This is a genomic window from Pseudomonadales bacterium, from assembly GCA_024234165.1.
Taxonomy (GTDB): domain Bacteria; phylum Pseudomonadota; class Gammaproteobacteria; order Pseudomonadales; family UBA5518; genus UBA5518.
Window position 1 is genome coordinate 1,303,420 of record JACKOP010000001.1, and the last position, 23,243, is coordinate 1,326,662.

A 23,243-nucleotide genomic window follows, 5' to 3' on the forward strand; every position below is an offset into this window, starting at 1 on the left:
TTTTGCCCCATTCGTATCAATACAATCAACAGCTTACAAATCCAACTGCGGAACTTGGGGGTACGGTGCCTGCCTTGTCGAAGTACGTCGAAGGGTTAATAACAAGGCCGACGCACTGTTGCGGCGAGATCTGACTGAGCGACTTCACTTCCCACTCTTGTGGAATGACTCCCACCTCCATCTGCTTGTACCCCGGCCTCACTCCCACGACGCCCCCATCTTCGCAAGGTGCCCGTCCACCTTCGCCGCCAGCGCCGCAACCTCGTCCACAAGCTGCGGCAGCGGCGTCGCATAGCGCTCGGCCAGTTCGCCGATGCGCCCGGTCAGCGTCTGCGTCACGCGATCGAGTTCGCGCTGTACGGCGGCTTGCATCTCCCTCACGGCTGGGCCTCGCGCAGACTCAGTTCCAGCTCGCGGCGCAGAGTCTCGCGGTCGGGAAGGTAGAGCTGGTATTTCTGCACGAAGAGCTGGCTGTTCATGCCGTAGGTGGCGTATTCCACCAGCAGTTCATCCTTGTGGCGGCTCAGGATGATGCCGATGGGCGGATGGTCACCTTCGGCATTTTCTTCGTTGGCGAAGTAGCCAAGATAGAGGTTCATCTGGCCGATGTCATCGTGCTGCACGTCGCCCAGCTTCAGGTCGATGAGCACAAAGCAGCGCAGGATGCGGTGGTAGAACACCAGATCGACCTTGTAATGGCGGTTGTTGATCGTCACCCGGTATTGCCGGCCGACAAAAGTGAAGCCTTTGCCGAGTTCCAGCAGGAATGGCTGAAGGTGGTCGCAAAGCAGGGTTTCGAGCCGGGTTTCCGATATATGATATGGCTCGGGAATCTTCAGAAACTCGAACACGTAGGGTTCACGCAAGAGGTCGACAGGCTGCTCGACGATCTGCCCCTCTGCCGCCAGTTGCAGGATGCCGGCCTTGTCCTTGCTGGCGGCCAGGCGCAGGAATAACGACGACGCCTTCTGGCGCTTGAGTTCGGGCACCGACCAGCGTTCGGCAATGGCCTGTTTTTCGTAGAAGCTGCGCTCCAGTTCATCGTCGAGCTTGAGCAGCTCGACATAATGCGACCAGCTCAATTGGTGAGAAGGCTTCTGACTTATTGGATACCTCTGGTAGAGCAAACGCATGTACACCAGATTGCTGCGGCTGAAGCCCTTGCCGTGGCGCAGACCGAGATCGATGGCCAATTTGTTGATCAGCGCCTTGCCATACTCGGCGCGGAGGTTGCCGGCCTGTTCGTATTCGACGATATGTTGCCCGACCTGCCAGTAGGTCTCGATCAATTGGGTGTTGACCGCCTGCACCGCCCGAACCCGCCCCTGGGTATAGGCATCCGAAATCTGTTCCAGCAGCTGCTGGTAGCCGTCGGTGCGGGTCAGTTCCATGTGGCCCCCATGCGTTTCAGGTGCTCTTCAACACGGGCGGCGAGCGTCGCTACTTCTTCGGTGAGCTGCGGCAGCGGCGTCGCATAGCGTTCGGCCAGTTCGCGAATGCGGGAGGTCAGGGTCTGCGAGACGCGCTCAAGTTCCCCCTGCACGGCGACCGAGAGTTGCGCCATCCACTTGTCGTCCACCACCAGCGTTTTGATCTCCGCTTCGCTGAGCGTGGGGTACTTCCCGCAGGCGAGATCGTCGAGCGCGGCCTCCCGTTCCTTCACTGAGCGCTTGAGCGTGGTCTCGCTCTCGGACAGCTCCAGCCAGCGCTTGAGCACGATCGCCTCGTCCTTCGCGTCCGGATCCTTCGCCATGAGGCCCTTGATCTCCTTGAGCCGGACGCTGACTTCGGGTTTGGCGATCTTGTCGAGCGCACCGAGGAAACCTTCCTCGCCGCCGTGTTCCTCCTCCAGCTCGGCGAGGCTCACGGTGGTGGACTCGAGTTCTGCCTGCGCGGTATCCACGGCCGCCTGCTCCTTGGCGAAGTAGCGCGCGACGATGTATGGCCTGGGGATCAGCTCGCAGCTCCAGCCCCTGTCCTTGGTCTTGCCCTTCTTGTCGGTCACGAGAATCCGGGATGTTTTTGCCACCCAGCCGTCGGCCGCGATGAGATACGCGTCGTCCTGCATGACTGAAGCCCAGTAGTCCATTAGGTGCTGATAGACGTCGTAGGCGTCGAGCAGCGGCGCCTCGCTGAAGGCGGCGAGCAGGTCTTCGGCGATGCGCTCGATCAGTGCCTTGGGGTGACCGTCCTTGCCGAAGGCCCTGAGCTGCTTCGTTGCGGACGCGCGCCAGCTTTCGAACCGCTGGCTCACCGCGCGGTTGTACGCCGCGAATTCAGGATGATCGAAGATCGTCGGGCGCACCTCGGACACCGGCAGCCGCAGCCTGGTGTAGCCGGGCCGCCCTGCCGATTCGAACAACACCGTGCGCAGCTTCGGCAGCACCTGCCAGTACGCAGCGAGCGCATCGATGTCCCGCTCCGGAATGCCGCCGCGCAGATGCCCGTCGATGTCCTGCAGATCCTCGGGCTCGGTGGTGTCGATGTAGCGCGGCAGGTTGAGGTTGAAGTCGTTCTTCGGGTCTGCGATTTCATCGAAGCGCACCATGCGGGCAAAGCGCGGCACGTCCGCCTGCCGGGTGAAGGTGTCCACGATGCGGTGGATGTCCTGCTCGCGCAGCCGGTTCTTGGGCCCGTCCTTGATGAAGCCCTTGCTGGCGTCGATCAGGAACACGCCCTTGCGCGCGGCGGCGTTCTCCTTGTCGAGCACGACGATGCACGCGGGAATGCCGGTGCCGTAGAAGAGGTTGGCCGGCAGGCCGATGATTCCCTTGAGGATGCCCGAGCGCACGAGCTGCTGGCGGATCACGCTTTCTGCGTTGCCGCGAAAGAGCACGCCGTGCGGCAGGATGCAGGCTGCTTTGCCGCTGCTCTTCATCGACCGGATGATGTGCAGCAGGTAGGCATAGTCGCCCTGCTTGGCCGGCGGTGCGCCCCAGGCGAAGCGCTGGAAGGGGTCGTTCGCGACGTTGAGACCGGTGCTCCAGGTCTTGTCGGAGAAGGGCGGATTGGCGACGACGTAGTCGTAGGTGCGAAGGTTCTCGCCATCCTTGAACTTGGGCGCGGCCAGCGTGTTGCCCGAGAGGATGTTGGCGGTGGGGAAGTCGTGCAGGATCATGTTCATGCGAGCAAGGCCCGCCGTGGTCACGTCCTTTTCCTGCCCTTCGAGCGTGATCTGCCTGCCCGCCTGCGCGGCGACCTTGAGCAGCAGCGAACCGGAGCCGCAGGTCGGGTCATAGGCAGTGGTCGCGGCCTTGGTGTTCGCGGGCGAGATGCCGATCACCTGCGCGATCACGCGGCTGACTTCGGACGGCGTGTAGAACTGGCCCTTGCTCTTGCCACTCTCGGTGGCGAAGTGGCGCATCAGGTACTCGTAGGCGTCGCCGAGTATGTCGTCGTGCTCGGCGCGGTTCTGCGAGAAGTCGAGTTCGGGTTTCTGGAAGATGCCGACGAGGTTGCTCAGCCGCTCGACCATCTCCTTGCCGTCGCCGAGCTTGTTCGGATCGTTGAAGTCTGGAAAGTCGCTGCGGGCGAGCCGCGCGTTCGCGTCGATCAGCGGCTGGATGATCTGCGTGTTGATCCGGTCGCCGATATCGCTCTTGCCCTTGAGCGCGACCATGTCCCTGAAGCTCGCGCCCTTCGGGATCGTGACCGGCGGGGCGAAGTCGCTGCTCGCGCCATACTTGTCGCTGATGTACTTGATGAACAGCATGAACAGGACGTAGTCCTTGTACTGGCTGGCGTCCATGCCGCCGCGCAGCTCATCGCAGGAAGCCCAGAGGGAGGAGTAGATGTCGGATTTCTTGATGGCCATGAGTGAGTTGATCCGCTGTGGTAAGCCGCGCGCGCCGGAGCCGATCCGGCGAACACGTTCAGGTCTTCGGAAGCTGCCCCGTCATCGCCGGGCGCACCCGATCGCGCGTCCTTTCGATCATGGCGACGTCGAGGCCGAGCGCGCGGCTGCACTCGATCGCGAGCTCCAGATCCTTCTCGCCAATGCCGGCCTGGCTGGCGAGGAAGGCGGCGCGCTGCGGGTTGGCTGCGGCAGTTGCCGCGTGCATTCCGTCCATGAGTGCCGCAACGGTCGGCGTCAGGTTGCCGTTCGCGGTCAGCAGGCGCTTGAAGCGCTCATAAGGCACGCCCTGGCTTGCGGCGAGCGCATTGGCCTGCGCCGCAACGACGATATGCGTCCACGTCACCAGGTTGTTCGCGATCTTGGTGGCCATGCCGGCACCGGACGGCCCCATGTGCTCGACGTCGGTGGAAAACGATTCGACCACCGCGCGTGCCCGCTCGACGTCGCGTGATTCCCCGCCCAGCATCGTGAACACGAACGGTGCGTCGTCGCTGCGCCGGGTGCGCGAGACCGGCGCGTCGACGAGCGCGACGCCCTGCGCTGCCAGCGCGGCGCCGATGCGCTGCACGGTGTCGATACGAATCGTGCTGTGGACCAGCAGCAGCGCGCCCGGTGCGAGCGTGCCGGCGAGTCCGTTCCTGCCAGACACCACGTCTTCGACCTGCCGGTCGTCCCGGACGCACACGCAGACGACCTCGGCGCCCCGTGCTGCGTCGGCCGGCGAACCGGCAACCGCAGCGATGTCCCGGAATGCTTCGCCCGCCGGCGCATGGCTGTCGTAGACGCCGAGTTCGTGCCCGGCGCGGGCGATCAGGCGCGCGAGCGGTGCGCCCATGCTCCCGAGTCCGATGAATGCAATCTTCATTGCGTGCTTCCCTGTCTGCGTGGGTTGATCCGCTTGCACAAGGCTACTTGCCCGCCGCGGCGGCGATCGCTTCCTCGGTCACGCGCAGCAGGCCGCTGCCACGCGGGTAACCGACGTACTGCACCAGGTGGATGAGCATCTCGCGTATCTGTTCCACCGTGAACTCGCCGTTCGCGAGCGCTGCGCGCACCTGCACGCCCCAGGTGGCCTTCTCGCCCAGCGCGGCGATCACGCCCATCGTGAGCAGGCGTCTGTCGCGCAGCGAAAGCTGTTCGCGGGTCCATACCTCGCCGAACAGTTGCTCGAGCATCGTGTCGGCGAAGGCACCGCTGCCTTCCGGCGGCACCGGCACCACGTCTCCATAGACCTTGCGCATCATCGCTGCTCCGGCTTCGCGCCGCTTCGGATCGCTCATCGCTCTGCTCCTTGCCGCTCGGGCGGCATCAACGGGGTGTGGGGGTTGGCAGCAGCTCGAACAGCGCCATGCCGCCTTCGCCGGCAGGAATCGACAGCGCATCGGCAATGCTCTTCGCCGCGCGCTGTGTGGCCACCACGTCCAGCGTCAGGTGCAGGCCCCAGCGCTGCCACAGTGCCACCGCAGCCGCCCGGCGCTCGTCGGAAAGATCGGCACCGAATTCGGAGACCGTTGCACCGAGCCGCGCCACCAGCGTGCGGATGCCGAAGTCGTGGGTCTCCATCGCGAGCGAACGCGCAAGTGCTTCCAGCCCGGCCTTGCTCGCCGTGTAGGCTGCCATTTCAGGTTTGGGGCGCACGGCGACGTCGGAGCCGATGAACACCAGGTCACCCGCACGGCGCTCGATCATTTTCGGCAGTGCGCGCCTTGCCATCCAGAGGTGAGCGAGCAGGTTGACGGTGACGTCGGCGGCAAGGTCCGCGTCGGAACAATCGACGAGCGCTCCGAGCGTGGCACGGCCGGCGTTGCTGACCAGCGCGTCGACCTGGCCGAACGCCTGCTCCGCACCACGCCAGAAGGCGTCGATCGAGCGCGTATCCGTCACGTCGAGCGCGAGTGCGACCGCCTGGCCTCCTGCCTCGCGAACGGCTGCTGCCACCTCCTCGAGACGCTCCACACGGCGGGCGCCAAGCGCCAGTCGCCAGCCCCGTGCGCCGAGTTCGACCGCAAGCGCGGCACCTATTCCCGACGAAGCCCCGGTGATTGCTGCGCTACGCATCGGATCATCCACCCCCGGTCTGGCCGGGCAGCGCGATCACCTTGGTCTCCATATGTTCCTCGAAACCCAGCCGGCCGTTTTCGCGGCCCAGCCCGCTCTGCTTGTAGCCACCGAAAGGCGTATCGACGTGGAACCACTGCCCGCCGTTGACGGCAACCGTGCCGGTGCGGATGCGTCGCGCCACGCCGAGCGCACGCGACTCGTCTGCCGAGAACACCGCGCCGGACAGTCCGTAGATCGAGTCGTTCGCGATGCGTATCGCGTGCTCGTCGTCGTCATACGCGATCACGCAGCAGACGGGGCCGAAGATTTCCTCCTGCGCGATCGTCGCGCGCGGGTCGACGTCGGCGAACAGCGTCGGCTCGACGAAGAATCCGCGTCGCGGCGGACGCCCGCCACCGACGATCACCCTGGCGCCCTCCGCACGACCGCGTTCGATGCAGGCCAGCACGCGCTCCTGCTGGCGGCGCGAAATCTGCGGCCCTTGCAGGTTCGCAGGGTCTTCGGGATCACCGTAACGCCAGGCGGCGAAGGCCGCCCGCATGATCTCGATGGCTTCTGCGCAGCGTGCCCGCGGCACCAGCCAGCGCGTGGTGATCGCACACCCCTGGCCACCGTGCAGGCAGGTCGAGGCCGCAGCCGGCAGCACCTGCTCGAGATTCGCATCGTCGAGCACGATCGCAGCACTCTTGCCACCGAGCTCCAGAAAGACCTTCTTCAGGGTATCCGCTGCGCACGCCATCACGCGACGCCCCGTGGCCGTGGAGCCGGTGAAGTTCACCATGTCGACGCGCGCATCGCGCACCAGTGCTTCGCCGACCAGAGGATCCGACGACGTGACGATATTCAGCACGCCGGGCGGCAGTTCGGTGTGCTCGCGCACGATGCGCCCGAGGTGTGTTGCCGACCAGGGCGTATCGGGCGCGGGCTTCAGCACGACCGTGCACCCGGCCGCGAACGCATGCGCAATCTTCGTGAGGTTCAGCAGCAGCGGCACGTTCCACGGCGTGATCGCGCCGACGACACCGATCGGTTCATGTCGCAGCAGCCGGCGCACCGGCTGCCCCAGCGGGGCGATATCGTCCATCGCACGCTCGTACTCGTGGCGCTCGGCCATGTCGGCCCAGTACGCGAGCATGTCGATCGGATTGTCGACCTGCATGAAACCGCTCAGCGAAACCGGCGACCCGGCCTCGCGCACCACGATCGCGCGCAGTTGCTCCTTCCCGGCAAGCAGCCCTGCGTGAAGCTGGCGCAGGCAGCGTGCGCGCAGCGCATGATCGCGCGCCCAGTCCGTCCCGTCGAAGGCGCGTCGTGCCGCGGCAACGGCCGCATCCATATCGGCAGCACTGCCGTCGGCAGCACTGCCCAGCACTTCTTCGGTGGCAGGATTCAGGTTGTCGAAGCGCGCACCGTGCGCTGCCTCCCTGAGCTCACCGTCGATGAAGAGGCGGGTTTCCGCAGCAAGTTCGGGCAGCGGCATGGGAACTCCGTTCAGGGGCGAAAGATGTGTCCGCCGTCCACGCCGAGCACGTGACCGGTGATCCAGCTCGCCGCGTCCGACAGCAGGAACAGGCAGGCCTGCGCCATGTCCTGCGGTGTGCCGAGCCGCGCCAGCGGCAACTGCGCGACCATCTGCGCGCGGTACGCTTGCGGCACCTGCTTCGCGAGCGCCTCGGTGTCGGTCGGTCCCGGCGCGATCGCATTCACGCGGATGCGCTGCGGTCCGAGTTCGCGCGCAAGGCACTGCGTGAGACCGTTGATCGCCAGCTTCGACAGACCGTAGTAGCCTACCCCCATCCACGCTGCCGTCGACGACTGGTTCACGATGGCGCCACCACCACGCGTGCGCATCGCCGGCACGCAGGCGCGCGTACACAGCAACGCGCCATTCAGGTTCACGTTCATGAACGACTGGTAGTAGCTCCAGTCCACGTCGAGCAGCGACTCCTGCTTCATGTCGCCGAACAGCGCCGCGTTGTTCACCAGGAAGTCGATGCCGCCAAAGACTTCGCACACTCGCGGCGGGAGTGCACGCGTGGATTCCTCACTGCCGACGTCGGTGTACACGAAAACGGCATCGCCTCCCGTGGCGCGGATCGCTTCGGCCGCGGCTTCGCCCTTGCTGCGATCGACCTCCGCGATCACCACCTTCGCGCCGGCTGCGGCGAGTGCCTGCGCGTACGCCAGACCGATGCCACCGCCCGCGCCCGTGACGATCGCGACCTTGTCGCGGATACCGGGAAAGCTCATGCGACTTGCTCCTGATCCTTGCTCAATTGGTTCGGTTGCGGAAAACATAGAACAGGTTCGGCTCGGAAACGATGTAGATGGCACCGTCGGGCCCCAGGGCGATCCCTTCTGCCTGGGGTACTGTTCGTTTCAGGCCGTGCAGCCCGCACCACAACGGCATCACACCAAGCAGTTCGCCGCCGCGCGAATACTCCGCCATGATCGCAGACTCTTCACTGAGGATCAGCAGGTTCCCGCTCGGACCGTGGGTGGTCACCGACGCAAGATCCCGCCCGAACAGGCCCAGCCAGGATCGCGGACTCCATTCGATGACTTCGATCGCGGACGACGGTACACCTGCCGGCTGCAGCCCATGCACCATCAGCACGCGGCGCGGCCGCTTTTCATTCACGACCAGAAGTTCACCACTCGCTTCGTCCCACGACACCCCCTCGAAACCCAGGTTGTCACGGTGCTCGAAATCGGACGGGAGCCGTGCGAAAGCCACGATCTCCGCTGTCTGCACGCCCGACCGGATCCGCAGCCAGTGAAGCTCGTTGTCGGATTCGTCCGAGACCAGGAACAGCTCACCTGCAATGTGAGTGATGCCCTCGGGATCGCCCAGTTCCGGCAATGGAATGTGGCGCAGCAACTGCCCTTCGGTCGACAGTTCGGCAACTGCCGATGGGCGATTGATCGCGGCGAACAGCGTTCCGGTGGCGGCGTTGTACGTCAGGCCAGAGACATTCCGTTGCAGACCGTCGATCGATCGTGCCTCGATCGTGACGCGATACGACGAGAGGCCGATACCTGGTGCGGCGGACGGCTTGTCGCCCCCAGGTCCGGACGCCAGACCCATTGCGCGGCACACCCAACCCGAATGCCACAGCAACACCACCAGGCTCGGCAGCACGACGAAGAACAGCCACTTCCTCGATCCAGTGCCGACTCTCAGCATGCGGCAGAGTCAGCGCTGCCACGGACCGTATGAAATCGCCGTGCCATCACGGCCTCATACGCGGGGACTCGCAAGCAGTGCTGCAGTACCGCCGTCGACCGGCACCGTGACGCCATTGATGTAATCGGAATAGTCGCTCACCAGGAACGCCGCCGCGCGGGCAATGTCCTCGGCCCTGCCGAGCCGGCCCGATGGAATCTGCGCGAAGTAGTCCGCGTCGCCGCCTGGAAGCGTGTCGAGCCACTGCCGAAGCCCGATGGTGTCCATCGAACCGGGCGAGATGACGTTGGCGCGAATCCCGTACTGACCGAACTCGACCGCAATGCTGCGGGTCATCGAGATCATGCCGGCCTTTGCTGCACCGTAGGCAGCAAGCCCCGGCACTGCACCCAGCCCGGCTCCCGACGTGGTCGACAGGATCACGCCCGAGCGCTGCTTCACCATGACCGGCAGTGCGGCGTGGATGCCGTAGTACATCGAGAACAGGTTGAGTGCGACTGTGTTGCGGAAATCAGCGCCCGACACATCCAGCGTCGGCTTCGGCTGCGCACCGCCGGCGTTGTTGAACAGGATATCCAGCCTTCCGTAGGTGGCGATCGCAGCCTCGATCAACGCGTCGACCTGCTTCTCGTCGGTCACATCGGTGCGCAGCGCGATGGCCTTGCCGCCGGCGGCGTGAATCGCACGCACCGTTGCCTCCACCGCGGTGAGATCGATATCGCTGGCAACCACCTTCGCACCGAGGCGCGCGAACTCCAGCGCGCTGGCTCGCCCGATGCCGTTGCCCGCAGCAGTGATCACGCTCACCTTGTCGTTCAGGTCGATCGTCATGTCGGCTCTCCTTCGTCCTGGTATCAGGCTGACTGGGGCTTGCGCGCCAGCAAGGTCGCGAACTGCAGCCGCGCACCGTTATGCATGGTGCCGACGTCTTCGTTGTATTCGAGCCGTTCCCAGCCCGCATAGGCTGCACCCAACTCTCCCGGGCCGAGGGTGAACGGAAAGCTCATCGGGCAAGGGTACGCGTCGGTATCCATCGCAGCGACGACCAGGTTGTAGCCCCCCGGGCGTGTGCAGTGCTGCATGTCGGCGATCACGGCATCGACGCGTGCGGGATCAAGAAACATCAGCGTGACGGTACAGGCGATGAAGTCGTAGACCTCGCCCAGGTTCGCCTGGTTGAGGTCATGGCGACGGGCGTCGATAGTGGTGATTCCTTCCTGCCCGATGATCGACTGCAGCATGCCGATGGCGTTCGGATTGATGTCGACGGCGGTCACATCGAAGCCAAGCCGACTCAGATACAGGGCATTGCGCCCGCCACCGCAACCCATGTCGAGCACCTTGCCGGGTTCGACGACCCGGCACGCCCGCACCACTTCGCTGTGCGGCGGGTTCAGCCCGTAGCGGGCGTTCAGATCCTGCGATTCCGGTGTCACTGCGCTCATGTCCGTCCTTTCTGTCAGGTGCAGGAAGCTCACGCGCCGAGGACGCGGTTCTTGCCCGTTCGCTTCGCGAGATACATCGCCTGGTCAGCACGCTTGATCGCACTTTCGGCGCCTTCACCTTGCTCGAACTGGGCAACGCCCGCGCTGAACGTGATCAGGATCTGCTCGCTGCCGGCGAGGAAGTAGCGTCGCGTGAGCGCACGCTGCAGGCGCTTCATCGCCTCGATGCCGTTTGCCAGCACGGTGTCCGGCATCAGGATCACGAACTCCTCGCCACCGTAGCGTGCCAGCGTGTCCTGGCCACGCATGCACTCCTTGGTCACGCTCACGAGATGTCGCAGCGCCGCATCACCGGCCTCGTGCCCCTTGCCATCGTTCAGCTTCTTGAAGTTGTCGATGTCCAGCAGTGCAACGCACAGCGGCGCCTCCTTGCGATGCACGACGGCAAGCTCACGCTGCATGGCCTCGTCCAGACCCTTGCGATTGAGCACGCCCGTAAGCGTGTCGTGGCGCGCCTGATCCGCTGCCGCGTTCAACTCCGCGTGCAGCTTCACGACTTCGGCCTCGGAAGTCTGTACCTTCTCGCGCATCTCGCGCAGCTCGTCACGCGTGGATTCCATCTCGGATGCAATCGACCGCGTCGCCGCGATCACGTTCTGCAGCACGGGTGCAATCTCGTCGATGCTTCTTGCCTGCTCGAGCAGACGTGCGCTGTGCTCGATGCCGTCACGGTACGAACTGGTGGAATCCGTCATCTGCGCCAGGCGCTCGACGAAGGTCGCGAGCATATGGCGCATCTGGTCCTGCGCCTCCAGCGTGCGCTCCTTGGCGTCGATCTGCTTGCGCATGACGTCGGTCAGGCGGCGCTCCAGGTCATCCAGCCGTCGCAGCGTCAGCGGCGGTGCGGCCGCCGCAGCGAGCGCATCGAGCTGACGCTTCAGCCAGTCGTCGTCCATGCTGATCTCACCGACATTCTGGATGACCAGATGCAGCAGCTTCAGCAGGACCGCACGAATTTCGGCCTGGTCCTCGGCAGCGAACGCGAGCCGGTGACAGAACTCTGCCAACGGCAACTTGAGCTGTGCGAGCTCCATACCGGGGTCACGCAAATGCCTGATCACATCGTCGGCGAGCTGGGAAAAGCGCGAGTCATCGTCTCCCAGCGCCGGCAGGCTGCTCTCCACCAGCCGAGCGACCTGCTCGCGCAGCTCCGCCGTCGGGTTCGCGCGATGGTTCGGCGTATCGACCCGGAGCTCCTCGCGTATCGCGTAGCCCGCGAGAACCCGCTGCAACTCCTCCCAGCTACTGCGCTCGACCGCGCGCGCAAAGGCATCGCGCTGCTGTTTCTGGAACGGCGTACGGGCCGGCAAGCCTTGTGCGATCGCGTGCAGTGCTTGCGTCGGGAATGCGCTGACTTCCGGCACCCCCGCGATCTCGTTGTATATCCTCTGATAGTTGGCCGGAGTCGGCGCAAGCTTGAGCGAGGCGAGCCGCATCAGCGCCTCGCGTGCGGTTTCGGCGGGAGTCTTCGCTGGCATAATCTTGTTGTTCGTTGCAATCCGTGCGATCGAAGGCCCAATCACGACGGCAGTCAGCAGATCACCTGCACAGGCGCCGCAACGTTCCGCACACCAGGACAGCGGAAGTTGCGGCGCCGACCTGCTGCGCCGCGATCGATCAGGCTGGGCGTTTCACCCTCTTGGTCGGCTCGATCCCGAGCAGCTTCGCCATGTTCAGGCCGAAGATCTTCGCGCGGTCTTCTTCCGTGATGTAGGACCAGCCCCAGCCGCGATGACCTTCCTCGTCGATCTGGAAGGTATGGAAGGGGTCCACGCATTCCTTCATGCCGGATCCATTCGTGTCGCTGCCCCAGACCACCTTGTCGACCGTCGCGTACAGCATGGCTTCACCGATCAGTTCCTGGAACATCTTCGGCCGCCAGCCCATCGCGTGGTTCAGGAAGCTCACGCTGATGTACAGGTTCGGGAACGTGGCTGCCAGCAGGTTCAGCTCGCGATGGTGCGGCCAGCCGAAGTGGAACGCGACGATGCGCAGATCATAAAAGTCATAGCAGACGTCCTCGAGCTGCGACGGATGGCAGAACTTGCTGCGACCGCCATACACGTAACCCGTTCCGGTGTGCACCTGCATCACCAGTCCGAGTTCCTGTGCCTTCTCGTAGAAGGGCCACAGCCGCTTGTCGTTGATGTAGGTGTCTTCCGGCGAATAGAACTTGAAGACCTTGATGCCGTATTCCTTCGTCAGGAACTCCATCTCGCGGATGGCATTCTCGACGCCACGCTGGATGATCGGACCGAAGTTCGGGCACATGATGAAGCGGTCGGGGTACTTCTGCACTCCCTCCAGCATCCACGCGTTGGTCGAGATCGGCGTCGTGCCGCCGCTGCAGAACAGGAACGCTTCCGGAATGACGCAGGCCATGTCGGTACCCGAGGCGTCCATGTTCGAGATCATCTTCTCGAAGGGCCCCATGCCGTCGTTTTCCATCGACGGGAATTCCTGGACCAGGGGCCGGATGGTGCCCTGCAGCGACTGCATGAAACGCTGCGTCCCCTGGTACGGCGCGAGCTGGTGCCACATGGCGGCGTCGATCGGGTGCGTCTCGGTATCGATGATGAAATAGTCTTTCTTCGTCATGCGTCCTACTCCTGGGGTTGAACGACCTCGCACATCGGCCCGCACAGCCGATCAAGCCAGGTCAGGGGTGTCGCGCGCCGCCACACGGACCGCAGCGGGCGCCTCGTTCACGGCGGACATTACCATAACCGGCGCCGTGTGGCCTGCAAACGTGAGCACACCGCGGGCTCAGCGCTCCACGCTCGTGTTGGGCCCTGCCGAACCCATGGCCAGGGTCTGGGCATAGGTCGGCGTATGGGCGAGCAGACCGCCGTCGACCGGCAGCACGTGTGCGTTGATGAACGCCGCGGCGTCGGACACCAGGAACACCACCGCGTGGGCAATGTCGTCCGGGGTTCCGGCGCGCGGACTCAGGATGTTCTGCTCGTCGATACGAACCTGCTCCGGGGGAAACACCGCCGCCAGGCGGTCGTGCATGATCAGCCCGGGGGCGATGGCGTTGCAGCGTATGCCCTGCGCCCCGTAGAGCGTCGCCACCGAACGGGTCAGCGAAATCACGGCTGCCTTCGCGGCGCTGTAGGCCGGGATGCCCAGTTGCCCCGACAGGGCAGCGCCGGAAGAAATGTTGACGATGGCACCGCCGCCCTGCGCGAGCATCACCGGAATCGCGTGCTTGCAGCACAGCATCGGCGCACGCGCGTTCAGCGCCATCGTGGCGTCCCAGGTATCGACATCCATCGACACGATGTCCCGATCCCGGTGCAGGCTGTTGCCGCAGTTGTTCACCAGCGCGTCCACTGTTCCGAAGGCAGCCGCTGCAGCCTGCACCAGCGCGCGCACATCGTCTTCCCGCGTGATGTCGGCGCGGACCGCGATCGCTTCACCGCCAGCCCCACGCACCTGATCGAGAGTCTGCTCCAGGTTGCCCGCGTGGATGTCGCTGACCACCACGCGGGCACCCGCCGCGGCCAGAACCAGCGCCGTCGGGCGGCCGATGCCGCCGCCGGCACCGGTGAGGATGACCGACTTGCCTTCCAGCGGCTTCATTGCCCCTGCTCCGGACCTGCGTGCCGGGTCTGGTCCCGGCCGCGGTCGAACACGCCTTCCCGACGCGCGGCGATGTCGGCAACCGAGATCTGCCGTGCCGACTCGATGCCTGCCAGCTTCTCTGCCTTCAGTGCAGCGGGCACGTGCATGCCGTAGCCGTCGTCGATCAGCTTCTTGTAGCCCTTCAGCACATGCGGCACACAACTGGCCATCTGGCGTGCGAGCTCCATGCAGGTCGGCAGCAGTTCCTCGGGCTGCACCACGCGGTTGACCAGCCCCCACTCGCAGGCCTGCGCCGCGGTAACGGTGTTGCCGGTAAAGCTGATTTCCTTTGCGCGATTGATGCCGATCAGGCGCGGCAGGCGCACCGACAGCCCCCATCCGGGCAGGATGCCGACCCGGGCGTGCGTATCGGCGAACTTCGCGCTGGTCGAGGCAATGATGAAGTCGCAGGCGAGCGCGAGTTCGAAACCCGCGGTGATGGCATGGCCGTTCACGGCGGCAATCACCGGCCCGTCGAATTCCGCGATGGCCTCGGCCATGTCCTGGCCCTCGACGCTCTTGTCGAAGCCCGAGGCGTCGGCACCGCCGCTGCTCAGCTCCTTCAGGTCCATGCCGGCACAGAACGCACGGCCGGCTCCGGTAACGATCGCAACCAGGATCTGCGGATCGGCCTTCAGCTCACGGAACGCCTTGCCCAGCGCCACACGCAGTTCGGCGGAAAAGGCGTTCATCGCGTCGGGCCGATTGAGGGTCACCGTGGCGACGGGCCCATCCTTCTGCACCAGCAATACGGGTTCGGACATCGGAGGCTCCTGCGGCTGCTTGACTGTGTCCGGGCAGTATCGCAGAGCGGGCGTTACGCTGTCGCCGCCTTCAGATCAGGTAGGCCGTAGGGGCGAGCCGCCGCTCGCCCGTACAAATCGCCGCTCGCTCGTACGGGCGAGCGGCCGCTCGCCCCTACAGCCGATCGATCGGGGGTGCCGCGTACGGGCGAGCGGCCGCTCGCCCCTACAGACAAATGGCCGCTCGCTCGTACGGGCGAGCGGCCGCTCGCCCCTACGCCCCTGCGATTGCAACCGGATCGTCATTCATGCCGTCCTCGAGCGACGTGCACCTCACAGAAGCGGCGAATCGCAGCCCACGCTGCCTGTGCCTCCTCGACCCCGCTGTTCACCAGGCCGTGCCAGCCGTGAATCATGCCGGGCCAGCTCTCCAGCGTCACCGCCACACCGGCACGGGCTGCGGCCAGCGCGACCTTCAGCACACCCTCGCGCACGGTGTCGAACTGCGCCATCTGCAGGTACAGCGGCGGCAACCCGTGCAGCGCAGCGTACGCAGGCGACACCCGCGGGTCGTCCAGCGCCAGGCGGCCCGCAAGGTAATCACGCGCACGGTTGCGCACCCACTCCGGCGTCAGGAAGGGATCACGCTCATCGAAGGTCGGGCCGGCCACCGACAGGTCGAACCAACCCGTCAGCGACACGAACGCCGCAGGCATCGGCAATCCCGCATCGCGCGCACGCAGCAGCATCGAAAGCCCCAGGCTGCCGCCACACGACTCCCCCAGCACCACGATCCGCCCCGGCGCCACCCCACTCTCCAGCAGCCCGCGATAGGCCGCAAGACAATCGTCATGGGCCGCCGGCCACGGATGCTCGGGGGCAAGCCGGTAGTCGGGTATCACGACCTGGCACCCGATACGCCTCGCGATCATTTCACCGTAGAAGTGGTAGTGATCCAGCGGGCAGGAAACGAAGGCACCACCATGGCAGTGAAACGCCACCGCAGCACCGGCCTGGCCAGGCAACCGGTACTGACCACAACCGACGCCACCGAACTCACGCCGCTCGATGACGAGTTCCGCACCGACCGGCTGGCTGTGGAACGGCGCCATCATGGCGCGGACCCGACGGTAATCCGCCGCCGGGTCGGCAAAATCTGCCGGCACCGCGTCGATGATCTGCTGCAGTCGTGCACTGCGTGTCACGGTGAGACTCCTTCGGGCGAGCGTCGATTTATGCGGGCGAGCGGCGCCGTACGGGCGAGCGGCCGCTCGCCCCCTACAGACGATCGATCGGGTGCTCCCGTACGGGCGAGCGGCCGCTCGCCCCTACGGCCCGACGGATCGCATCCCCATCGTACGGGCGAGCGGCCGCTCGCCCCTACGGCCCGACGGATCGCATCCCCATCGTACGGGCGAGCGGCGGCTCGCCCCTACGGCCCTGCTCATCGCACACCCAGCGAGAGCGCACTTTCCACCTGATCCTGACCGGACTTGCCGGCAGGCTCGACCTGGCCGATCTCCACGCGTGGCGCATCGACGCCGGCATCGGTGATCAGCGACTGCGCCATGGCTGCCGCACGCTGCTCGGCCAATGCCTGCAAGTCGGCATCTGCCAGCGGATGGATTTCCACCAGATGTTTGAACAATGCCTCATAGAAAGCAAACCCCGGGCTTGCCTGCCCGACCATTGCCAGCAGCGGGTTCACCCTTTTGACCGTCTCCCCCGTTTCCCGCTGGTACTCGGCCTGGAACTCATCCACCGCCTGGTCGCCGGCACGCGCCTTCAACAGCTTCTCCAGTGCACGCTGGGTACGGGCATCGTCGAAGGCGACCGGCCCCGGGTCTTCGTCGGCTGCAAGCTTCACCTCCAGTTCGGCCGCCAACTCCCGCCGCACGCCGACGTCGCGCATCGCCAGGCCGTCGGCCCGTGGATCGTAGCGACCGCCGACGATGACTTTCATCTGCGGGCGCTCGGCCAGCGCCTTGCCGACGCCGACGAGCTTCTCCTGCTGCGGCGGCGCCAGTGCGAAGCTGCCCGGATCGAAGGCAATCACGCTTGCCTGCTCTGCGCTGCCACCCAGCAGATTGGCCAGTGCAGCAAACGGTGCCGTGATGATCCTGGTGAGCATGCGCACGAGCGCCTGGCCGATGACGCCGCCCAGGGAAAACTGCGGGTTGTCCATTTCGCCCGTGACCGGCACGGCGATGTCGATCCGTCCCTGCGAATCGGTCAACAGCGCCACGGCCAGGTCGAGCGGCAGATCCAGCGCATCCGCTGACTCGATCTGTTCGCCCAGGGTGAATTGCTCCAGCAGGATCTTGTTGTCCCCTTCGAGCCTGCCGTCCTCGATCTTGTATTGGAGGTCCAGCGAGAGCTTGCCGCTGGCGATCCTGCGCCCGGCAAAGGTACCGCTGTAAGGCGAGAGCGGCGGCATATCGACATTGCTGAACCGGGTGCGGATGTCGGTGAAGCGCTTCGGTGCGAAGAGCGCGAGCGTGCCGTTGATCCTCGCGCTGCCGTAGTCTTCGACACGCCCCTCGAAATCCAGCCTGGCGCGACCCGCCGGGTCGGAACTGATGCCTGTCACCACACCCTTGAAATCATGGATCTTCGCCGCAAACGGCAGCACCAGGCTCTGATCGGAATAGTCCACGATACCCTTCTCGACGCGTACGCGCGTTATGGATACCGGGAAGGGTCGTTGCTCTGCGGGCCGTTGCGCGGCAGGTCGTTGCGCTGCGGCGGCCGTGGGCTTCGGCTTGTCGGCATGAACGTCGCCCGGCTCGAAGGCCTTGCCCAGATTGACACTGCGATCCTTGAAGATCTCCACCCTCGCGTCCGGCGCCGTGAGATGCAGCTCCCTGATCACCAGCTTGCCGGGTTCGGACGTGTAATCGATGCCGTCGGCCGTCAGCGTCTTCCAGGCAACCAGGCGATCACCGTCGATCGCCTCGTCGATACGCAGACCGTCGATCCGCGCGGTGCCGGCTGCACGCAGCAGCGGGGCGCTTGCACCCGGCGCATAATTCAAGTCGATCCGTGCCGACGCGCTACCCGCCTTCAGATCGAGCCGCGCCCGCTGCGCGAGCAGCGGTTGCAGCGGCACCAGTGCCAGCTGGTCGAGCTCGAGCCGTGCCCTGGCAGCCGAGCCGTCGGCAACAAAGCTGCCAGCCGCCGTCAGGGTGCCGCCCTGCGCAACGCGCAGCCTTGCCTCGAAGCTCGCCGCCGCCTGCGCCGCGTTACTGACGCCCTTCACGGTGGCGCTGATGCCTTGCAGATCGTAGGCAAGCGATGGCTGCAGGCTCTGGTCGCTGACACCCACACCGTAGTCATCGAGCTGCAGGGTATCGAGTCTGAAATGCCAATCGGCTCCAGCGGCGTCCTTCGCCGGAGCCTTGGGTGATCCAGCCCGCACCGCACCAGGTGCGAGCGCTGCCAGCAGCTTGATCTTGCCGTCGGCATCACGGTCGATACGCGTGAGGCCTGCGTGCAGGCGGATCCGGTCGATGGCAACTTCCTGCTTGCCGGTATCCACGCTGCCATTTTCGAGCCCGAACTCACCGAGCACGGCCAGGGGTTCGGTTGCGCCGATCGGCACGAGCTTCAGCTCGTGCAACTGCAATCCGATCGAGTCGACCACCACGGTCGTGTCGTCCGCGATGCTGATGTCAGCGCCCAACGTGGCGCCGAGGCTGCCGACCTCCAGTTGCACCGGGACCGATCGGCTGCGATCACTGAGGCTGAGCGCGATACCGTCCAACTGCGCGGCACCGACCTGCAGATGCCAGGGCACGCCTGGCGACGATCCTCCTGATCGAGGCGACTCGACCACCGGCTTGTCATCGGTCACGAGCAACCGCAGCCAGTTCACGGCACCATCTTCCGCCAGCGCCGCACTCACGCGCCCGTTGCGGGCAACGATCCGGGGCAGTTCCGCCTTGTGCCCACCCAGATCGAAGCGGCCATCGCGGATCTCGACCGTTTGCAGCGCCAGCAACGGAACCGCTGCCTGGGGTTCACGAACATCGAGCCCGGCGATCTGAATCTGTATCCGTTCCAGCTCCAGTTGGGGTCCACTGTCGCCGAGGATGAAGCGGTAGCCGGTCTGAAATTCCACCGTGCCTTCGGGTTCGGCGAGACGCACGCGCTCACGCAGGAACGCCCACGGCGCGGCCAGACGAAACCCCTTGATCCCGAGCTCGCCATGAGCCGCCAACGGCTGCAGCGTGACATCCCCCTGCACACGCACGCTGCCGCCCTGCGGCAAATCGGCACGCAGCACGTAGGCGCCGTTGTGCTCGGGCAGCGTTGCCACGTTCTCCAGTTCGAGCGCAACGGGCTGCAGCACGTATTCCGCTGGCTCGGCACCAGCCCGGTCACGGTAGGTGATGACGCCGTCACTCAGCGCGATGCGCTGCAACAACAGCCGGGTCGCGGCGGCGGGCTTCGGTTCCGGCGCCGCCGGCTCTCCGACCACGCTCGCCACGAGGAGGGCCAGATTGTTGCGGCCTTCCGGATCACGGTCGATCAGCAGGTCCAGGCCATCGAGCTGGATGTCCGCGCACGTCCAGGCCCACCGAAACAGGCTGGAGAGCTCGAAATCGATCAGCAAGTGACGAAAACCTGCCAGCGGCTGGCCATCCGCCTCCTGCAGGCGAAACTCATCGGCCTCGAGCCTGAACAGGAACGGGTTGAAGCGTACTGCGCCGATGCTGGCTTCGCGCTGCAAGCTGTCGTGGGCAAACCGGGGTATGGCGCGCTCCACCAGATAAGGCAGCAACAGAAAACCCAGCAGCGCGTACCCCACCACGGCAGCCGCAGCCATCTGCACGGCCCTGCGGCGCAGTCCACGCAGCAGCAGATCGCGAAGAGCGCCCACGCTGTTCACGTTCACGCAGCGGGAGCCGACTGGGTTCCCCGGATCAGCCGACCCGGCAGTGCACCCGTGTGGCATCCATCGCGAAACGTGACCACACCGCTTTTGATGATGGCGCGATAACCATCGGCGTGCTGCACCACGCGGCGCCCGGCAGCCGGAAGGTCGTACACCACCTCGGGAGCGTGCAGGCGCAGTGCGTCGAAGTCGATCACGTTGACGTCCGCCAGCATGCCAGGCTTCAGCGTGCCGCGATCCTCCAGACCGGCCGCCTGCGCGGTTCGCTCGGTCATCTGGTGCACGGCCCATTCCAGCGCAAACCGCTCTCCACGGGTGCGGTCACGCACGTAGTGCTGCAGCACATAGGTGGGCATGCTGGCATCGCAGAGCACACCGCAGTGTGCACCACCGTCGGCAAGGCTGAGCACGGTGCTTTCATCCCTGAGCATTTCCACCTGGGTGCCGAGGTCACCCGCGCCGTAACCAAACACCGGGTAATAGAGCATGCCGCGCCCTTCGTTGGCCAGCAGCGCGTCATAGGCGATCTGCGCCGGGGATACGCCAGCACGCCGCGCGATGGCACCCACGCTGCTCGAGGGATGCGGCTCGTAGTCGGGCGGATCACCCAGCACGAAGAAGTTGTCGAAATCGCTGCCGAGGGCATCCACCAGGTCGTGGCCTGTCAGCACCGGCCTTTCCGCCAGCAGCCGCGCGCGGTACCCGGGATCGCGCAGCCTTGCCACACGTTCGGCGCCGGTCAGCGCCAGCACTTCGCCCGCGCTCGGGCAGAGCATGAAGGGATTGGCCGAGCCCTCCCAGCCCATCAGGATGCTGACCGGGCGAGCCGCCACGTGGGGTACCAATCGTGCGCCTTCGGCATTGGCCTGCTTCACATAGGCCAGTTGTTCGCGAATGCGCGGTGCGTCGGCGTCGCGGCGATAGAACAGCACGAAGTTGACGGGGCGACCGGTTGAGAGCGACAGGCGCTTCATCCAGTCCATTTCACGCCGCCAGTCGTGGAAGTCCGACACGACCTGGTACAGACCGCGTCCGTGTTCGCCGAGCACGGCGCCGATGCGCAGCAACTCGGCTTCGTCGGCGTAGGTACCCGGCATCACGTCACCATCGCGCGTGCGGTGCAGCTCGGTGCGGGAGGTGCTGAAGCCGAGCGCCCCGGCTGCCAGCCCTTCGCGCACGATCTCGACCATGCGCTGGATGTCTTCCTCCGTCGCCGCTTCGTTGTGCACACCACGCTCACCCATGACGTAGCAGCGCACGGCGCAGTGCGGCACCTGGGCCGCGACGTCGATGACGCGCTCGCAGCGATCCAGGGCGTCCAGGTACTCGGGGAAGCTTTCCCACTCCCAGCTGATGCCCTCGTGCAGCGCGGAACCCGGAATGTCCTCGACGTCTTCCATCACGCGGATCATGCGGTCGCGCTCCTCGTCGGTGGGTTTGCAGGGGGCAAAGCCAACCCCGCAGTTGCCCATCACCACGGTAGTGGTGCCGTGAACGGACGAGGGTTCGAGGATCGGATCCCACGTCGCCTGCCCGTCGAAATGCGTGTGCACATCGACCCAGCCCGGCGTCACCAGCAGTCCGCTGGCGTCGATTTCCTCGCGTCCCCGGCCACCGACCTGCCCTACCTGGACGATCCTGCCGCCCGTGACGGCCACGTCACCGCTGAAGCGGTTGCGTCCTGTGCCGTCCACGATGATGCCGTTGCGAATCACCAGATCGAACATGGCCTTGCCCTCGTTGACGGTTTCGTGGATCGCCTCTACTTCTTCGCGTGCGGGCTGACGTAGTCGCCGACCGTGGTGCGGAACGCGACGTTCAAGCGGTTCCAGCCGTTGATCGCGATCACCGCAAGCGTCAGGTCGACGAGTGCCTTCTCGTCGAAGTGCTTGCGCGCCTCGGCATAGATATCGTCGGGAACGTCGTGCGTCGCGGCGATTCCGGTGACGGCTTCGGTCCACGCCAGCGCGGCACGCTCACGTTCGCTGTAGCAGGGCGCATCGCGCCACGCGGGCAACAGGTACAGACGCTGTTCGGTCTCGCCCTGCGCGCGCGCATCCTTGCTGTGCATGTCCAGACACCACGCACAGCCGTTGATCTGCGATGCACGCGACTTGACGAGCTCGAGCAGGGATTCCTCGATGCCTGACTTGTGAACCTGCAGCTCGAAGTGAAGCATCGTTTTGAACGCATCCGGCGACGCGGTCCTGTAGTCCAGACGTTGTTGCATGGTTCCACTCCTGCGGTGGTGAAGAGATGTACGGGCGAGCGGCCCAGATGTACGGGCGAGCGGCCCAGATGTACGGGCGAGCGGCCGCTCGCCCCTACGTCCGGCGGATCGCATTCCCATCGTAGGGGCGACTCGCGGTCGCCCCACAATCCGGCGGATCGCATTCCCATCGTAGGGGCGACTCGCGGTCGCCCCACAATCCGGCGGATCGCATTCCCATCGTACGGGCGAGCGGCGGTCGCCCCACAATCCGGCGGATCGCATTCCCATCGTAGGGGCGAGCGGCGGTCGCCCCACAATCCGACGGATCGCATTCCCATCGTAGGGGCGAGCGGCGGTCGCCCCACAATCCGACGGATCGCATTCCCATCGTAGGGGCGAGCGGCCGCTCGCCCCTACGGTCGATCCGTCGCCGCGGCCGGCTGGTAGAAGTCGGCTTTCCACATCTGTTCCTCGAGCTTCAGATGAGCGATTCGCCATCCCTCGGGCGTGCGCACGGCCTGCACGGTGTAGATGCCCCCGGCGGCCATCGGACGGTTGTGCATGTAGTACTTCATCGTCGCCACATCGCCGTGCAGCTCGACGAGGTGATTCTCCACGAAGTGCCAGGGCAGGGCCTGCCATCCCTTCCGATGGCCGAGGCTCTTCGTCAACCACGCGTAGATCTTCTCGAAGCCCTCGAGTCGCTCGCGAAGATCGAGGGGCTTCTCGCCAACGCCGACGTATTCGGCCACCGCATCCGGCGTGAACGTTCGTGCGAGCAGCGCCCGATCAAGCGTGTCGATGCCCCAGGCATAGCGGCTGCTCAGCTCGATCACCTCCAGCCGATCGAGCGCAAGCGCGCCTGCGTCCCGTACTGCCGGCTCCGCCCGGGCGATCACGGCTCCGAGCATCAACAGGATCGCGGTCAGAATGAGTTTCGAGCGCTTCATCGTCAGCTCCTCCGGATACGATTCCGATTCATCGATGTAGTCTGCTGCGCACCGTGTGGCTTCACTCCCGCAGCGCCTCGGCGCGCTCCGCGGGGCTCACCCGGACGATATCCGCAGGGACATTCTTGCCGAGTCCCGACGGCCGGAGCAATCCCGCGCAACACCCGCGACGGTGAGGTCACTGGACAGTGCCAGCAGCGCCACA

The 23,243-nt window shown here is 65.4% G+C and carries 20 protein-coding genes; all 20 read right to left on the minus strand.

The genetic code is table 11. From position 1 onward, the window contains the following. Window positions 1-198: 198 nt before the first annotated feature. Window positions 199-381 (minus strand): hypothetical protein, encoded by a 183-nt coding sequence (locus H7A12_05565; protein ID MCP5320281.1) that lies wholly within the window; start codon window positions 379-381, stop codon window positions 199-201. Continuing rightward, window positions 378-1,391, minus strand: coding sequence for a DUF1016 domain-containing protein (locus H7A12_05570; protein ID MCP5320282.1), 1,014 nt, complete (start codon window positions 1,389-1,391; stop codon window positions 378-380). The genes H7A12_05565 and H7A12_05570 overlap by 4 nt, the downstream gene beginning before the upstream one ends. Next, on the minus strand, window positions 1,382-3,814 hold the full coding sequence (locus H7A12_05575; GenBank protein ID MCP5320283.1) for an SAM-dependent DNA methyltransferase: 2,433 nt from the start codon (window positions 3,812-3,814) through the stop codon (window positions 1,382-1,384). Before H7A12_05575 ends, H7A12_05570 begins: the two co-directional genes overlap by 10 nt. A 58-nt stretch (window positions 3,815-3,872) precedes the next feature. Further along, window positions 3,873-4,721, minus strand: coding sequence for an NAD(P)-dependent oxidoreductase (locus tag H7A12_05580; protein MCP5320284.1), 849 nt, complete (start codon window positions 4,719-4,721; stop codon window positions 3,873-3,875). Window positions 4,722-4,764: 43 nt separating this feature from the next. Next, window positions 4,765-5,136 carry a carboxymuconolactone decarboxylase family protein gene (locus tag H7A12_05585; GenBank protein MCP5320285.1) on the minus strand — a complete coding sequence of 124 codons (372 nt, stop codon included), beginning with the start codon at window positions 5,134-5,136 and terminating at the stop codon, window positions 4,765-4,767. Window positions 5,137-5,164: 28 nt separating this feature from the next. Next, window positions 5,165-5,914: an SDR family NAD(P)-dependent oxidoreductase gene (locus H7A12_05590; protein ID MCP5320286.1), complete on the minus strand. Its 750-nt coding sequence runs from the start codon at window positions 5,912-5,914 to the stop codon at window positions 5,165-5,167. A gap of 4 nt (window positions 5,915-5,918) precedes the next feature. Then, entirely contained in the window at window positions 5,919-7,397 is a 1,479-nt protein-coding gene (locus tag H7A12_05595) for an aldehyde dehydrogenase family protein (protein MCP5320287.1), read from the minus strand. Window positions 7,398-7,408: 11 nt separating this feature from the next. Next, the gene (locus H7A12_05600; protein MCP5320288.1) at window positions 7,409-8,167 is read right to left on the minus strand and encodes an SDR family oxidoreductase; all 759 of its coding nucleotides are present in this window, start codon (window positions 8,165-8,167) and stop codon (window positions 7,409-7,411) included. Between the two features lie 22 nt (window positions 8,168-8,189). After that, window positions 8,190-9,104, minus strand: coding sequence for an SdiA-regulated domain-containing protein (locus H7A12_05605; protein MCP5320289.1), 915 nt, complete (start codon window positions 9,102-9,104; stop codon window positions 8,190-8,192). Window positions 9,105-9,158: 54 nt separating this feature from the next. Continuing rightward, window positions 9,159-9,935 (minus strand): SDR family oxidoreductase, encoded by a 777-nt coding sequence (locus tag H7A12_05610; GenBank protein ID MCP5320290.1) that lies wholly within the window; start codon window positions 9,933-9,935, stop codon window positions 9,159-9,161. A gap of 23 nt (window positions 9,936-9,958) precedes the next feature. Beyond that, window positions 9,959-10,549 (minus strand): tellurite resistance methyltransferase TehB, encoded by a 591-nt coding sequence (tehB, locus tag H7A12_05615; protein ID MCP5320291.1) that lies wholly within the window; start codon window positions 10,547-10,549, stop codon window positions 9,959-9,961. Between the two features lie 29 nt (window positions 10,550-10,578). Then, entirely contained in the window at window positions 10,579-12,087 is a 1,509-nt protein-coding gene (locus H7A12_05620; GenBank protein MCP5320292.1) for a diguanylate cyclase, read from the minus strand. Window positions 12,088-12,226: 139 nt separating this feature from the next. Further along, the gene (locus H7A12_05625) at window positions 12,227-13,207 is read right to left on the minus strand and encodes an amidohydrolase (protein ID MCP5320293.1); all 981 of its coding nucleotides are present in this window, start codon (window positions 13,205-13,207) and stop codon (window positions 12,227-12,229) included. Between the two features lie 168 nt (window positions 13,208-13,375). Next, entirely contained in the window at window positions 13,376-14,194 is an 819-nt protein-coding gene (locus H7A12_05630) for a glucose 1-dehydrogenase (GenBank protein MCP5320294.1), read from the minus strand. Beyond that, entirely contained in the window at window positions 14,191-15,000 is an 810-nt protein-coding gene (locus tag H7A12_05635) for an enoyl-CoA hydratase (GenBank protein MCP5320295.1), read from the minus strand. The genes H7A12_05630 and H7A12_05635 overlap by 4 nt, the downstream gene beginning before the upstream one ends. Before the next feature lie 281 nt (window positions 15,001-15,281). Then, complete coding sequence (locus H7A12_05640) at window positions 15,282-16,184, minus strand: alpha/beta hydrolase (protein ID MCP5320296.1); 903 nt, start codon at window positions 16,182-16,184, stop codon at window positions 15,282-15,284. Window positions 16,185-16,423: 239 nt separating this feature from the next. After that, a complete protein-coding gene (locus H7A12_05645) occupies window positions 16,424-19,876 on the minus strand; it encodes a DUF748 domain-containing protein (protein ID MCP5320297.1) in 3,453 nt (1,150 codons plus the stop codon). Further along, window positions 19,873-21,603 (minus strand): amidohydrolase family protein, encoded by a 1,731-nt coding sequence (locus H7A12_05650; protein MCP5320298.1) that lies wholly within the window; start codon window positions 21,601-21,603, stop codon window positions 19,873-19,875. Before H7A12_05650 ends, H7A12_05645 begins: the two co-directional genes overlap by 4 nt. Before the next feature lie 35 nt (window positions 21,604-21,638). Next, entirely contained in the window at window positions 21,639-22,106 is a 468-nt protein-coding gene (locus H7A12_05655) for a carboxymuconolactone decarboxylase family protein (GenBank protein MCP5320299.1), read from the minus strand. Window positions 22,107-22,501: 395 nt separating this feature from the next. Then, window positions 22,502-23,038, minus strand: a complete 537-nt coding sequence (locus tag H7A12_05660; GenBank protein ID MCP5320300.1) for a nuclear transport factor 2 family protein — start codon at window positions 23,036-23,038, stop codon at window positions 22,502-22,504. Between the last annotated feature and the right edge of the window lie 205 nt (window positions 23,039-23,243).

Coding starts and splice junctions, on each gene's coding strand:
- H7A12_05570 (MCP5320282.1), bottom strand. CDS start 1,391: ATGGAACTGACCCGCACCGACGGCTACCAGCAGCTGCTGGAACAGATT.
- H7A12_05575 (MCP5320283.1), bottom strand. CDS start 3,814: ATGGCCATCAAGAAATCCGACATCTACTCCTCCCTCTGGGCTTCCTGC.
- H7A12_05580 (MCP5320284.1), bottom strand. CDS start 4,721: ATGAAGATTGCATTCATCGGACTCGGGAGCATGGGCGCACCGCTCGCG.
- H7A12_05585 (MCP5320285.1), bottom strand. CDS start 5,136: ATGAGCGATCCGAAGCGGCGCGAAGCCGGAGCAGCGATGATGCGCAAG.
- H7A12_05590 (MCP5320286.1), bottom strand. CDS start 5,914: ATGCGTAGCGCAGCAATCACCGGGGCTTCGTCGGGAATAGGTGCCGCG.
- H7A12_05595 (MCP5320287.1), bottom strand. CDS start 7,397: ATGCCGCTGCCCGAACTTGCTGCGGAAACCCGCCTCTTCATCGACGGT.
- H7A12_05600 (MCP5320288.1), bottom strand. CDS start 8,167: ATGAGCTTTCCCGGTATCCGCGACAAGGTCGCGATCGTCACGGGCGCG.
- H7A12_05605 (MCP5320289.1), bottom strand. CDS start 9,104: ATGCTGAGAGTCGGCACTGGATCGAGGAAGTGGCTGTTCTTCGTCGTG.
- H7A12_05610 (MCP5320290.1), bottom strand. CDS start 9,935: ATGACGATCGACCTGAACGACAAGGTGAGCGTGATCACTGCTGCGGGC.
- tehB (MCP5320291.1), bottom strand. CDS start 10,549: ATGAGCGCAGTGACACCGGAATCGCAGGATCTGAACGCCCGCTACGGG.
- H7A12_05620 (MCP5320292.1), bottom strand. CDS start 12,087: ATGCCAGCGAAGACTCCCGCCGAAACCGCACGCGAGGCGCTGATGCGG.
- H7A12_05625 (MCP5320293.1), bottom strand. CDS start 13,207: ATGACGAAGAAAGACTATTTCATCATCGATACCGAGACGCACCCGATC.
- H7A12_05630 (MCP5320294.1), bottom strand. CDS start 14,194: ATGAAGCCGCTGGAAGGCAAGTCGGTCATCCTCACCGGTGCCGGCGGC.
- H7A12_05635 (MCP5320295.1), bottom strand. CDS start 15,000: ATGTCCGAACCCGTATTGCTGGTGCAGAAGGATGGGCCCGTCGCCACG.
- H7A12_05650 (MCP5320298.1), bottom strand. CDS start 21,603: ATGTTCGATCTGGTGATTCGCAACGGCATCATCGTGGACGGCACAGGA.
- H7A12_05655 (MCP5320299.1), bottom strand. CDS start 22,106: ATGCAACAACGTCTGGACTACAGGACCGCGTCGCCGGATGCGTTCAAA.
- H7A12_05660 (MCP5320300.1), bottom strand. CDS start 23,038: ATGAAGCGCTCGAAACTCATTCTGACCGCGATCCTGTTGATGCTCGGA.